Raw genomic sequence first — 14324 nt, forward strand, 5'->3', positions numbered from 1 at the left:
ATCTGCCTAGGGATATACAGAGATTAAATACCTTGGAGGCAGCCGCAGTTATGGAATGATTGTCGCGCGTGTTATATCACGATTCTCCGAGGCTTCTAGTGCCTCCTCAATGTCATCCAACTCAAACTCAGCATCGATAAGTTGATCATAAGGGTAATCATCGATTGTGGCCGCGAGGAACTCTAAAGCGTCAAACAGTACCCACGGATCATACTCTACAACGGTGGTGATATCAATAGATTTTCTAGTCAGACGCCCTGGATCAAAGTCTGCCTCGTGACCTGGCCTGACGTTCCCCATTGTGAGATATTGACCCCCCTTCCGGACAAGTTCAATACCTTCCACAAATGCCTCCGGAACACCTGCTACTTCGATCCCGACATCAGCCCCAACACCGTCCGTAATCTGTTTGACGCGGTTCCTTCGTGCTTCCACTGTTTTCTGTTCGCGAAAATCAATCACATGGTCAGCTCCAAATGCCTTCGCTTGTTCAAGACGCCTGTCAACACCGTCGATGACGATTGTCTCCGCACCATGCTCGTTGGCAACCACAGTCGCGTTCAGTCCGAGTCCACCCGCACCCTGAATCACGACGGTGTCATTATATTCGACACCAATCTCACTGATACCGAACAAAACTTGCGACAGTGCGCAGTTCGCAGCAGCAGCCACATTTAGATGGTCCTCAAGCTCTTTAGGAATCTTGTAGAAGTGATTGTCTGGGTAAATGTAGTAGTGTGTCGCCCACGGCGCGTGGAAGTGAGGCCAAATATCAGGTGATTTTCCGGTATGCTCATAGTCATTTTCACAAGCATAAAACTCCCCACGTCGACAGTAGTCGCACGACTGGCAAGTTTGGAAGTATACTGGGGCCACTAGGTCACCCTCTGTAACAGGGTTCCCGGCGCTGTCAGTTTCAACTTTGTCACCAAGTTGCTTAATTCGGCACAGCGCTTCGTGCCCAAGGACGCAGTCTTGCAGAGGATGGTCGCCTTTCCAAACGTGTAGCTCCGAACCGCACACATTCGACCGGACCACCTCTGTCACAACGGCGTTTGGCTCCGGGTTCGGTACTTCATAACTCTGAAACTCTATATCTCGTGGACCGTTGAGGTAGACAAGTCGACCAGTCTCAACGTCAGTATCCATTACCGTTGACTCATGACTCATTCTGCCTCCGCGTGAACATTTGGCACTGAGTCAGGTACCTCGTCGACATAGCCTTCGTAGTCGAGGTATGCGCGGAAAGCAACAATCTCGTCGTCCTCATTGAATTCCATGACATCACAGAGTGGCACTCCGTTAGCTTCTCGACCGACCGCCGTTTCCCCATCGAGATATCCCTCGCAGATGACGGTATTGCCATCCTGGTGATAACTTGTCATATGATGTTGACCACCTGTGAAGAAGTCTGAATTATCCTCATAGAATTCGCGGATGTTCTCTCGTCCCTGAACTACGCCCGCTCGTGACGAGTGAACTACCGGATTATCGCCGTATAGTTCTATGATATCGTCGACTCCAGCTTCCACACTATCCATCAGTTCAAAGTACTGCTTGGCAATTTCAACGCTCATCCATACTATGACTTGAGACCATATTCAATACATTTTGAGGCAAACATAGTATCACATTTTTATATCACATCATCGTGCGTGACGGTCTAGACAGAGATCATGGAAAAAATCCCCCGGTAGTCCAGCCTCGTTAGCTATTTGGGAGTAATGTCCATACAGACGTTCTTGACCTGCGTGTACGCGTCCACAGCAGCTAGTCCCTTCTCACGACCAAACCCGCTTTGCTTGAAACCACCGAAGGGTGTTTCTTCGCCACCTGCGAACCATTCGTTTACGTATACCTGCCCAGCGTGTACATCTCGGGCGAACCGATGTGCCCGTCCCATATCTTGGGTGTGGATACCGGCGACTAACCCATAATCGACATCATTGGCGACTTCTATTGCCTCTGCCTCTGTACTGAAAGTAATAACAGAGAGAACCGGACCGAATATCTCTTCTTGTGCGATACGCATGTTATTGTCTACATTGTCGAATACTGTTGGCTCGACAAAGTAACCGTCACGCTCAACGGCTTTGCCGCCGACCAGCGGGTCCCCAGCTTCTTCATGACCTAGGTCGAGATAGTGTATAACTTTTTTGAAATGTTCTTCGGAGACAAGCGGCCCCATATCAGGGTCAGTCCCGCCCGCACCAATATCCATCTGCTCGATACGCTCTACGAGCTCATTTAGGAACTCATCCTTGATATCTTCATGAATAATAAGTCGGGATCCAGCAGAGCAGACCTGTCCAGCGTTTGCGAAGATTCCCGTCATCGTACTGTCGATGGCGCTGTCGAGATGCGCGTCCGGCCAGACTACGTTCGGGCTCTTTCCACCAAGTTCAAGATGAACATTTGTGACGTTCTCGATCGCGGATTTCCCAACCTCAATACCGGTCGGGACCGACCCGGTGAAGCTCACGCCATCGACGTCTGGGTGTGACGAGAGCGGTGCTCCGGCCTCGTCCCCATACCCCGGTACGACGTTAAGAACGCCGTCAGGGACACCAACCTTACTCGCAATTTTCGCAATCTCAACAGCAGTTACCGGCGTCTGCTCAGCCGGCTTGACGACGGCCGTGTTTCCTGTCGCCAGCGCAGGTGCAACTGATCGTCCAAAAATATTACTCGGCAGATTCCACGGAATGATCTGTGCGGTCACCCCCAGTGGCTCGCGAACAGTGTAATCAACGTACTCATCGGTTAGCGGAATCGAGTCGCCGTGTACTTTGTCGGCCACTCCTGCATAGTACTCAAAGTATCGCGCGCACGTTTCCACATCGTTGCGTGCATGCGATAGCGGCTTTCCGTTGTCCCGGGTCTCTAACTGTGCGAGATGTTCTTTCTCCGAACGAATCTCCTTAGCGACCGCGTTGAGCAGGCGTCCGCGTTCCTCAGGCGGCGTCGATGACCAGTCGTCAAAAGCGTCTGTTGCGGCAGTTACAGCACGGTCGATGTCTGCCTCACGTCCCCGCGCGACACGGGCGAACGACTTTTCTGTTGCGGGATTAACCGTCTCAAAATACTCTCCGGCTACTGTCGTAACAGAGTCGCCGTTGATGACGAGGCCGTAAGCATTCGGCTCAGTTTGTGTTGCCATCACAATGTACATGGACCCACTCATCATTGTGGTTCTGCTGAACATGTCCCTGTGTTCAAACCCCGTTTCTGCTGCGAACATGTGTTGGTGAACGCTTAACAAGATGGCCTGAGCAGGACGATATACGGATGGAGATTACAGAAATTAACCAGTACCACCTCCGATACGAGATGTCTGACCCATTCCGTCCCGCTTGGAAGCCGGGGTTCGAACAGACCGAACATGAAGTGCTTCTCTTTGAACTTGAAACAGATGCCGGTATTTCGGGAGTCACGACAGCTTCCGGGTTTGCTGGCCGGATGGACTATCTGGAGCTCGCTGAGATGTTTCTTGTCGGTGAGGATCCTCGCGAGGTCGAAAGACTCGTTGAGAAGATGGATCCGCTCAACCTCTGGGGACCGCGGCCATGGCACTTTGAAGTAGCTCTGTGGGACATCAAAGGAAAAGAAGCGGGCAAACCAATCTACGAACTGCTTGGCGGCAGCTCGGACCCGATTCCGGCGTACGCCTCAACTGGCGAACGGCAGGGCGTTGAAGACCGTCTCGACTATGTCCGTGACCGTGTAAACGAGGGCTTTGAGGCAGTCAAACTCCGCTGCCACGGTGAGGACCCTACACCTGATCTTGAAGTGGCACGTGAAGTCCGTTCTGAATTCCCCGACCTCACGCTGATGATGGATGCGAATATGGGCTGGAGCGTGCCGATGGTTGATGTCGAGCCCTGGTCGTTCAGAGAAGCACTGTCCGTAGCCCGAGAGCTAGAGGATATTGGAAACGTCGCGTGGCTCGAAGAACCACTTGACCGCCGGAACTACGAGGGGCTCTCTCGCTTGCGCGAGCGGACAGATGTCCCGATTGCAGGTGGGGAATTCAATAATGGTGTCCATCAATTTCGGGAATTCATCAAGCAAGGTTCGCTAGATGTTCTTCAACCTGACGCTGTACTAGCAACCGGTATCAGCGGTGGAAAAAAGGTTGCTGCGATGGCCGACACAAACGGTTTGGAGTTCGCGCCACATACGTGGAATGACGGTCTCGGCTTCGTCGCTAACCTCCATATGCTCGCTGCTACTGACGCCAGTTGGTGTGAGTACCCCATCGACCCGCCAGGGTGGACACCGGAAGCGCGCGACTTCTTGCTGGCTAATCCGATCGTCGCGGAAGACGGTGAGGTCGCCCCACCGGATGGTCCAGGGCTGGGGGTTGATCTTGATTGGGACCGCATTGAGAGCCTAGACATCTCGTAAAACCGCGGTCTCGATTACCATCTTTGCTGCTCTGGTGAGCCCGATGACAGCAGGAGGATAATGATGGCTGAAGTATTGACCACTCCGTCCACTGATGTTGAGGTAGTGGATCGGCTCCTCTCGGTGTCTCCTACCTCCTCTCCCTCAGAGTCCTTTTGAACTGCTCTGTTGAATAGCGGTGTTGACCGAGGGGGTCAAAATTTGAGTCGGTTTGTTGGCGGTTGACGCTAGTGGTCTCAAGATCGGTATCGCCTCACCACGGCTCAGAGGTCGCTATTCAACACAGCATTTTGAACATCTTCTCGACAGCGTTGCTGGACGAATTATATAGATACTTGATCTCGATGTCTTTTGCGGATTCAACAGAAAAATTCGGATACAGTTTTAACAAAACAAAATATTAATTTGGGTCCAAACCGCTATCTGATGGAGAGCTCATCTCCTCGTCGCTCAAGTGGCAGCTGATACAGTGTCCGTCTTCAGATTCCTTCAATTCTGGATCATCGGTCGCGCAAACCTCCCCAATTTTCTGAGGACAACGTGTGTGGAACGAGCAGCCGCTCGGTGGATCCCGAGCAGCAGGTACGTCTCCCTCCAAGTGAATGCGTGCTTTCTCGTCGTTTGGATCGAGGGTTGGCACACTAGAGAGTAGCGCTCGTGTGTAGGGATGGTGAGGTGGCTCGAATATTTGATTAGTTGCCCCAGTCTCGATAATCTCTCCAAGATACATAACCGCGACCCGGTCACAGATTGACTCAATGACGCTGAGATCGTGGCTAATGAGAAGGTACGAGGTGTTATACTCCTCACAAAGCTCCTCAAGTAGGTTGAGGATACTCGCCTGTACGCTCACGTCCAGTGACGATACTGGTTCGTCCAACACGATGAGAGATGGATTTGCCGCGAACGCTCGTGCAATAGCAATGCGCTGTTGCTGACCACCCGAGAGTTCGTGAGGCTTTTTATCGATAATATCCGTGCCGAGATTTACTTGTTCAAGTAATTCTACAGCCCGCTCTCGCCGCTTCGAACTGGAGCGATCTGTAAAGAGCTTCAACGGCCGCTCAAGAATCTCTCGAACAGTTCGATTTGGATTCAGGCTCGCTTCTGGATCCTGAAAGATCATCTGGCACTCCGACCTGAATTCGTTAAGTTCGCGCTTTGACAGGGAGTCTATTTTCTTATTATTGTACTCTATGTTGCCATTGGTAACCTCATGAAGTTTCAACAAGGTGCGACCAAGCGTGCTCTTTCCGCAACCGCTCTCACCGACTAGCCCAACCGCTTCACCTTCGCGGATGTCTAACGAGACACCATCAACTGCCTTCACTGGCTTATGATCGGTAACAAGATTCTTTAGGAAGTTACCTTCGTCATAATACTTGCTGAGGTCGTTAATTCTCAGGATTGTGTCTCCTGGGGTCCGGTCTGGACTTGATTCCTCGGGAACATCGATGGGGTTGTCTACGACGTCTTCCCAGTGGAGACACCGCGATCTGTGGTCCCCGACGGTATCTACCGTTTCCATATCAACATCTGTTGTGTGGCATTCTTCTGTGGCGAACCCGCATCGGTTTGCGAAGATACAGCCGTCAGGAACCGCATCAAGCTCCGGAATTCTACCAGGAATCGGCTTGACCTGCTTATCGCTTCCAATTTCTGGCGTCGTCGCCAAGAGAGCCTGCGTGTATGGATTCGCTGGCGATGCGAATACTTCGTCAACAGGACCACTCTCTAGCATTTCCCCCGCGTACAGGATGTTGACCCGGTCAGCAATATCAGAAATGACCCCAAGATTGTGTGTGATAAGAAGAATGCCTGCGTCGTATTCAGACTTGAGATTACTAACCAGATCTAAGAATTTTGCTTGCGTTGTGACATCCAGACCAGTTGTGGGTTCATCAAGGATGAGAAGGTCTGGATTACATGATAGCCCAATAGCCAGTAAGGCGCGCTGCTGTTGGCCACCCGACAACTCGTGGGGGTACCGGTCGGCGATTACTTCTGGGTTGGGCAGATTCACTTGTGCGAGAACCTCTTGGACACGGCGCGTAGCTTCTGATCTCCCACTGATGTCCTGATGTAGTTCGATCGTCTCCCGAATCTGAGCACCGATAGTCATGCTGGGATTCAGCGCCCGCGCCGGGTTCTGCGCGACATGTGCGATGCGTTTTCCGCGAATAGATTGTAATTCTGTTCGTGACGCTGAGAGTAAATCGCTTCCTTGGAATGTGATTGACCCGCCGTCAACCCATCCATTCGTGTCGAGATACCGGACAATAGCAAGTGCGAGAGTACTCTTGCCACTCCCACTTTCACCGGCGATACCTACAATCTCTCCTTTACCGAGCTCAAGCGAAACGTTGCGGAGTGCGTGGATCGTTCCCTCTGTGACCTCAAATTTCACATCAAGAGAATCGACACGCAGAAGCTGTTCTTGTTCGCTGCGTCGTGACTTTGTTTCCATACTCATTGGTGATCACCTGTTTCCCGCGGGTCGAGGACATCACGGAGCCCGTCGCCGATAAGATTGGTTGACATCACAGTCAGCAGAAGGGCGAGGCTCGGCCAGATAAGGAACCACGGCGTCTGAAAGACGTGGTCTCTCGCAGTTGAGATCATAAATCCCCAGTCTGGATTCGGTGGTCCTGAACCCAAACCGAGGAACGAGAGAGAGGTCCCAATCATAATAGCGTATCCGACTCGCACCGACCCCTCAACGACAATTGGCCCGGTAATATTCGGGAGTATTTCGCGGAACAGAATGTAAGGACGTGATTCTCCTCGGGTCTTCGCTGCCATCACGTATTCCTCTTCGCTGACCGAGAGCGTTGCCGACCGGGTCACACGAGCAATACGCGGCGCATAAACGACGCCGATTGCGAACACGACATTAATGATGTCCGACGGCAGTATAACTAGGATGAGTAGGCCCAACAATAGAGTCGGCACACTCATGACGATATCCATCGTACGCATGAGAATCTCATCGACGCGCCCTTTCGTGTAGCCGGCGGTGAGTCCAATAGGCACACCGAGAGCCAACGCTAAGCCAGTCGCACCAAATCCTAAGAGCAGGCTCGTCCGACCGCCAAGAATTATCCGTGAGAGCAGATCACGTCCGAGGTGGTCGGTCCCAAGCAGGAACTGACCACCAGGTTCGGCATAACGGTCAGCGACATGCTGTGTCGTGGGGTCATAAGGCGCAACGGTTTCCCCAAGGATGGCAACTGCCACGATTGGCACCAGTATTGTAAGACCGACGAGTATTCGTCGGTTTGATAAAAGGCTCCAGACGATCGGTGGAACCTCGAATCTACTCGATTCGGTCGATGATGGTGTGTCTGTCGCCATTTATTGATCACCTAAGCTGATGCGTGGGTCGAGTAGGGTGTAGACGATGTCTGCGGTGAAGTTCGCCAGAATAAACCCAATTGTCGGAACCAAAATCCCGGCTTGGATAACCGGTAGATCTCGGTTCTCGATCCCTCGTACGATGAATTCTCCCATACCGGGGAACGCAAAAATCTCCTCAATGATGACAACACTCCCCATCATCCAGCCAAAATTCAAAGCCAACACCGTCACAGTCGGCAACAGACCATTGCGTAGTCCGTGTCTAAACAGGACGCTGCGCTCTGCGACACCCTTGAGCCGCGCTGTGCGGATGTAATCAGACTCTAGTGTATCTACCATTGATGAACGAGTTTGTCGCAACACGTACGCGAGGATGACCGTGTTCATCGCAATTGCCGGCAACAGAAGATGATGAAACCACGGTATCAAACCCTCTTTCAGCGGAACGTAGCCTCCCCTCGGAAACAGATCAAGAGGCGGGGACGTTAGGAATAATAAAAGTAGTGTCGCGCTCACGAAGGATGGAATACTCAGGCCAATGTACGACCCAGTTGTCACCAGATGATCGGTGATGGTATTTCGCTTCGCTGCGGCGATAATGCCTAGTGGGATGGCAGTAATAATCGAAATCACCATCGCAACAGTCGACAACTGAAGTGTTCGAATCAGCCTGTTCCAGATCATCTCTGAAACAGGCTGTCCAGAGATCAAGCTATTCCCAAAGTCGCCGACAAAGACGCCGCCGACAAAGTCAATATACTGGACTGTCAACGGTCGATCCAGCCCGAGGTCCGCGTTGACCTGCTGAACAGTTTCTTCAGTTGCCTCGGTACCAAGGACAATATTGGCGGCGCTACCAGGCAGCAATGTGGTCACACCAAAGACGACCGACGCAACGATGACCACTGAAACGATCGCGACCGCCGTCCGCTTCACGAGGTAAAGATAATTCATGTTGAGGTTTGTTCAATTATCTCATTTGTCAACAGCACATTGAGAGACGAAGTCTTTGACATAGGTGGGGTAGAGTTCATAGTTCCCAACGTAATCCTTGTATCCACCGTATAGATCAGGGTGGAAAGTCCCAACCCATGCTCCTTCACGATGGTTGATTTCTTGGCATTCTCTGAGGGCTTCGGCCTTTGTTTCCGTGTCAGTAGCAGTGACAGCGCGTTGGAACGCCTCGTCGAAGTTCTCGTTACTCCACCTAGCCTCGTTCCAGATGCCGTCTGAGCGCAGCGCCAGTTGCGGGACCGATTCCCCAAGCACGCGAGTAGAGTAGTTCCCAACGTACCAGACACCATCTGTGTTGAAGTACTCCGACAACCACGTCTCTTCAGTTAACCGATTAATTTCAAACTCAATACCAACTTCAGACATCTGCCGCTGGAAGAGCTGAGCGATGACTTCTTTCGACGGCACTCCGTCGTCGTAGTGGAACGTCTGCATCTCGATCCCGTCGCCGTAACCGGCGGTTTCCAAGTGCTCTTGAGCCATCTCGGTGTCTGCAGTCGTCCCGAAGGTGTCACCGACATCAAGATCGTCATGGTAATAGTTGTGAACAGGCGTTATACCGGAGTGGTGACCGAGACTCCCATCTGGTGAAACTGCTGTAAGCATCTCTTCACGGTCAAGTGCGTATTTAATCGCCTTTCGCACGTCGGGGTTATCAAGTGGGTCGACAGTCGTATTCAGAATGATCGGGAACTGTAGGCCCGATGTCCGTTTGACAAGTGTGGCATCGTTTTGGACTCGTTCAGCGACGTTCGGTGCTGTCCGGCTGACGGCATCGACGCTACCGTCCGCAAGTGCGTTCGCGCGTTGAATTTCGTCTTCAAGAATGTTCCACTCTAATGTGTCGAAGTATGGCAGTGGTTCGCCATTGACGCCGGAAATGTGATAATCTTCAGCTGTAGTAAAACTGATATTGTTCTGCTGATTCCACTCTTCGAGTACTAGCGGGCCGCTACCGTAATCCGTCTCCTCTAGCTGTGTTGGATCCTCCTCGAGAACGTCTGCCGGGACAATGAAAAACGCACCCCCAGTCTCAGACATCCGTTTCGGGAATTCGACATCAGTATCGGTAAGCGAAATAGTGACCGTTGTTTCGTCGACCACTTCTACCGATTCAACACCACTGATACTGGATGCTGAGCCACTGAACGCGTCAGAGGTAAGGTAGTCATACGTTGCCTTTACATCACTAGCAGTGACCTCCTGTCCGTCCATATTGGAGAAAGTTGCTCCCTCCACGAGCATGAACGTATATTCGGTGTAATCCTCGTTTGCTTCCCACTCTTGAGCTAAATTCGGTTGAACTGCCAACTCTTGGTCGACACTAGTCAACCGGTCGTACATCGTCTCGGCAATCAGGTAGTCAGCGAGGAACCCTTGGAAAGGCGACAACGTCTGAATACCTTGTGCGGCTCCAATTCGGAATGTACCACCTGCTGGAAGCTCGTCAGCCGGTTCATCCTGCTGGTCATTAGACTGGATACCAGCGTCACCACTATTCTCTCCGCCACTACCCTCATTCCCACCGGCACACCCAGCGAGCCCGGTGATACCGAGCGTTCCTAGTGTCGCGCTGAGCCGTAGAAGCGAGCGTCGGTCCGTGTCTGTGTCTATTGATGACATCCGATTGTGTACCATGAAAGAACGTGGCATAGTAATTTGGGCGTATATGGCCACCCGTTTATATGTTATAGACTTTCGTTTGATTAGACACGTGTCAACAGAAATCGTTCAGATACAGTGAGGTGCCGAAATTCAGGCATTTTACCCGATTAAGATGGACAACTGACTAGACGTAATTGTATGTCATCGGACGGCACCCGTAGATGTTCCGGGCAATCTTAAATACGATACTCATTGAATCGTGGACCATGCGCACCGCAGCAGTCCTCACAGAGTACGATACACCACTCGACCTGAGAGATGTTGAAGAAGCTACACCGTCACCTACCGGTATCGCCGTGGAAACTGACGCTTGTGGCATCTGTCGAAGCGACTGGCACGCGTGGAAGGGCCACTGGCCGTCGGTTCCAACAGACGGTCATATTCTCGGGCACGAGCCAGCCGGCACTGTCATAGCAGTCGGTGATGAGGTTGAAAATTACAGCATCGGAGATCAAGTCGGGATCCCATTTAATATCGCCTGTGGCTGCTGCGACAACTGCTGGTCCGGCAAGTCACACCTCTGTACTGATGGCCTTAGTCTCGGATTCGCTCGTGACCTCCCGGGGGCGTTTGCTTCTGAATTCACAATTCCAAAAGCTGATTTCAACGCGGTCCACCTCCCCGATGGCATGTCCTCTGTTGAGATGGCTGGTCTCGGGTGTCGATTCGCGACGGCCTTCCACGGCCTTGCTCACAAAGTAAATGTTTGCGCAGGCGACTGGCTCGCAGTTCACGGTTGTGGGGGTATCGGCCTCTCTGTCGTCAACATCGGTGCCGCACTTGGTGCGAACGTTGTCGCAGTCGACCTCAATGAGGACGCCCTAGCACTCGCTAAGGAAGTTGGTGCAACGGCGACAGTCAATGCTGGCGATCAAGACGTATCAAAAGCAATCCGAGACATCACAAACGGTGGCGCTGATATCTCTGTTGACGCGCTTGGGATTGCTGAAACGTGTCGCAACTCTATCGACTGTCTTGCCGAACAGGGGCAGCATGTCCAGATCGGCATGACCACCGATGAGGAAGCTGGCGAGATAGGGCTCCCTGTCGACAAGATGGTGAATACGGAATTGGAGTTCGTTGGTGTCAAGGGAATGCCACCAAATAGATACCCAGAGTTATTCCGGATGATTGCCGGCGGTAAGCTTTCGCCAGTTGATCTCGTCACAGACGAGGTAAGATTGTCTGATGTTTCTGATCAACTTAGGTCAATGGATGACTACGATACGCTCGGTATGGAGGTCGTCACGGAATTCTAAGGCGTATCCCCAACTGCTTAACCCAATATTAATCCCAAGTGCTTTGATATGGAATAATCGTTGTAAGTCAAAGCAGCAATTAATATAGAATCCTCAACATTTAGCTATAATCGTAATAGACGCTCTTTATCTGTGTATATTTCAGCACGCCGTACTTGCCGTCATCTCCGCCCATGCCTGACTCGTTCCATCCGATGTGATGGCCTTGCCAAGCTTCGCCAAGAGTTCTGTTCACATATGTCTCGCCGTAATCTAGATCTTCAACCGTCCGCATGGCAGTCTGATAGTTTTCGGTGAAGACGTACGATGAGAGACCGTATCGTGATTTATTAGCATACTCAACAGCTTGGTCGACCGATTCTACGGTGACAATCGGTGTAACCGGCCCGAACACCTCTTTTTCGACGATATCCATATCTGGATTGACATCACCGAGCACTGTTGGCTCGTACCAGAATCCAGTCGAGAAATCCGATCCGGTGGGTTGGCTCCCACCAGTTAAAATCGTCGCGCCGGCATCAACGGCCGCGTCCACCGAGGATTGGGTCCAGTCGAGTTCGCCTTGTGTGACTTGCGGCCCCATATCTGGGTTCTTCTCAGGGGGACCGAGTTCAATATTCTCAGTTGCATCGACATATTTCTCTGAGAACTCCGCTGCGATATTCTCGTGGACGAACACACGCTCTGCGCACGTACACACTTGACCGGCGTTCGTAATACGAGCAGTCAGAATGTCCTCAACGGCGGCGTCGATGTCAGCATCTGCAGCGACGATTGCCGGCGCTTTCCCACCGAGTTCGAGTGAAACTGGTGTCAAGTTCTCCGCAGCAGCTTTTGCGATTTGCTTCCCCACGCGCGTTGACCCGGTCATTGTTACCATATCTGTCTCTGGCGATCTAACAAGCGCATCGCCAACCTCACTTCCGCCAAGTACGAGATTCAATAACCCATCTGGGAGGTCAAGCTTGTCGTCGATCAACTCGAATACACGAATGGTGGATAGTGGCGTAGTTGAACTTGGTTTAACAACGACTGCGTTACCTGCAATGAGCGCTGGCAGGATTTTCCGCATCAGCACAGCAATAGGGTAGTTCCAAGGGATAATAGCTGTAATAACCCCCATTGGATGGCGCTGTAGGTGGATCTGTTCGTTACGATTGTCGCTTGGAACAATATCCCCTTCAATTCGGCGACCCCAGCCAGCGGCATAGTCAGCGAGTGTGAGGGTGCCTTCTACTTCGCCGTCGGCCGTGGATTTCGGTTTCCCCTGTTCGGCCATGAGAATATCACCGATATCACCCACATTGGCCTCCAGAGTGTCACCAATATCTCGAATGACAGCTGCGCGATCTGCTCCAGGCGTTGTCCCCCAACTGTCCTGTGCGGACTTAGCTGCTAACAACGCTTCCTGTACAAGCTCCTGATCAGCGTTTGGAATCGTCGCGATCGTCTCTTGGGTGGCTGGGTTCTGGACATCTATCTCAGGTGTGCCTTCTCTCCACTCTCCGTCGATGTAGTGGCTGGTTAATACAGATTCCATTATCACATAAGTCTCTGACAGTATGAACATAGTTCTTCGGGGCTACCAGTTCATCCCCCAGAAGTCATGTTGTGTGCCATCCGGTTCTAAACCAGGTTGTAACCCGGTTATTACGTCTGAACAGAAGCATTGCTATTTGGCATAAAAAAGCAGACGCGAACATAGACGCTGTTTCTCTATATATAAATATAATATTCTTTACTTATATTAATAACGTACTGAGATGTCTAAAATATGAATCTGATCTCTTTTCTCACTAGGTTTAGTTTACCGTCAACGGGATTTGAATAGACCGATGCGCTCTCAGCGAGCGTAATCTTGTTACCGGTGACAATCAGATATAATGGCATTTGCGTTGTGTACTAGTAGGTTGCCTGTTTGACCCGACGACACGACGCTCGTCCACGACGCCGACGGCTACCAGCCCGTCGCGTGGCTCACCCGGCCCGAGAGCGTCGTCGTCGAGGGCGACGGCGACGGGTTCACTGTCACCGCCCGCGACGGCTCCCGGCGGCTCCGCATCGTCGCCGAGGCGGCGACCGCGAGCCGGGCGCTGCCCGTCACCGAGGCGGGCGTCCCGGTCGGCACCTGCCCCGACGACGGCGGCCCGCTCGTGCGGTCGCGCGGCGACGTGGTCTGTCTCGACTGCGAGACGCGCCGGGGGCTCCCGGCCGGCGCGAGCGTCACGGACGCGACGTGCGACGACTGCGGGCTCCCGAAGATCCGCGTCGAGCGCGGCGAGCCGTTCCACCTCTGTCTCGACCCCGCGTGCGACCCGATGGAGGCGGCCGTCAGCGACCGGTTCGACACCGTCTGGGAGTGCCCCGACTGCGGGGGCGACCTCCGCGTCCGTTCCGCACCCGGCCGCGTCTACCTCGGCTGCGAGAACTACCCTGACTGCGAGACCACCTTCTCCCTTCCCGCGGGCGTCGTCGTCGACGAGTGCGACTGCGGGCTCCCCGTCTTCGAGACGGCGGCCGGACTGGGCTGTCTGGACGGGACCTGCGAGGTCGAGGGACACGCCACTGAAGACAGGGCGAAGACTGCGGGAGAAACCGACGGCTGACCGCGGGCCGCGCGGT

General features: G+C 52.7%; 10 protein-coding genes and 1 pseudogene. 3 read left to right on the top strand and 8 right to left on the bottom strand.

All coding sequences use genetic code 11. The annotated features are described in order from the left end of the window. Positions 1–48: 48 nt before the first annotated feature. The 3 genes from ABNG04_RS00295 to ABNG04_RS00305 form a co-directional block, all read right to left on the bottom strand. Complete coding sequence (locus ABNG04_RS00295) at positions 49–1149, bottom strand: zinc-binding dehydrogenase (RefSeq protein ID WP_371159030.1); 1101 nt, start codon at positions 1147–1149, stop codon at positions 49–51. Between the two features lie 17 nt (positions 1150–1166). After that, on the bottom strand, positions 1167–1577 hold the full coding sequence (locus ABNG04_RS00300) for a nuclear transport factor 2 family protein (protein ID WP_371159032.1): 411 nt from the start codon (positions 1575–1577) through the stop codon (positions 1167–1169). Positions 1578–1711: 134 nt separating this feature from the next. Beyond that, the gene (locus tag ABNG04_RS00305) at positions 1712–3160 is read right to left on the bottom strand and encodes an aldehyde dehydrogenase family protein (RefSeq protein WP_371160736.1); all 1449 of its coding nucleotides are present in this window, start codon (positions 3158–3160) and stop codon (positions 1712–1714) included. Between the two features lie 128 nt (positions 3161–3288). On the opposite strand from ABNG04_RS00305, the gene ABNG04_RS00310 reads away from it, so the two are divergent. After that, complete coding sequence (locus ABNG04_RS00310) at positions 3289–4407, top strand: mandelate racemase/muconate lactonizing enzyme family protein (protein WP_371159034.1); 1119 nt, start codon at positions 3289–3291, stop codon at positions 4405–4407. A gap of 400 nt (positions 4408–4807) precedes the next feature. Here the strand turns inward: ABNG04_RS00310 and ABNG04_RS00315 are convergent, their stop codons facing one another. From ABNG04_RS00315 to ABNG04_RS00330, 4 genes are read right to left on the bottom strand one after another with little or no spacing between them, the layout of a single operon-like run. Next, positions 4808–6880 carry a dipeptide ABC transporter ATP-binding protein gene (locus ABNG04_RS00315; protein WP_371159036.1) on the bottom strand — a complete coding sequence of 691 codons (2073 nt, stop codon included), beginning with the start codon at positions 6878–6880 and terminating at the stop codon, positions 4808–4810. Next, the gene (locus tag ABNG04_RS00320; RefSeq protein ID WP_371159038.1) at positions 6877–7761 is read right to left on the bottom strand and encodes an ABC transporter permease; all 885 of its coding nucleotides are present in this window, start codon (positions 7759–7761) and stop codon (positions 6877–6879) included. The genes ABNG04_RS00315 and ABNG04_RS00320 overlap by 4 nt, the downstream gene beginning before the upstream one ends. After that, positions 7762–8718, bottom strand: a complete 957-nt coding sequence (locus ABNG04_RS00325) for an ABC transporter permease (protein WP_371159040.1) — start codon at positions 8716–8718, stop codon at positions 7762–7764. 21 nt (positions 8719–8739) lie between these two features. Continuing rightward, positions 8740–10401, bottom strand: a complete 1662-nt coding sequence (locus ABNG04_RS00330) for an ABC transporter substrate-binding protein (RefSeq protein WP_371159041.1) — start codon at positions 10399–10401, stop codon at positions 8740–8742. Between the two features lie 248 nt (positions 10402–10649). Here ABNG04_RS00330 and ABNG04_RS00335 point away from each other — a divergent pair, with 248 nt between their 5' ends. Then, positions 10650–11702 (top strand): zinc-binding dehydrogenase, encoded by a 1053-nt coding sequence (locus ABNG04_RS00335; RefSeq protein ID WP_371159043.1) that lies wholly within the window; start codon positions 10650–10652, stop codon positions 11700–11702. Positions 11703–11802: 100 nt separating this feature from the next. Here the strand turns inward: ABNG04_RS00335 and aldA are convergent, their stop codons facing one another. Beyond that, positions 11803–13242, bottom strand: coding sequence for an aldehyde dehydrogenase (aldA, locus tag ABNG04_RS00340; protein WP_371159045.1), 1440 nt, complete (start codon positions 13240–13242; stop codon positions 11803–11805). Positions 13243–13624: 382 nt separating this feature from the next. Here aldA and ABNG04_RS00345 point away from each other — a divergent pair. Further along, a pseudogene (locus ABNG04_RS00345) lies at positions 13625–14308 on the top strand (topoisomerase DNA-binding C4 zinc finger domain-containing protein); the annotation flags it as partial. Positions 14309–14324 lie beyond the last annotated feature (16 nt).

This window comes from Halorubrum miltondacostae, assembly GCF_041379815.1.
Taxonomy (GTDB): Archaea; Halobacteriota; Halobacteria; order Halobacteriales; family Haloferacaceae; genus Halorubrum; species Halorubrum miltondacostae.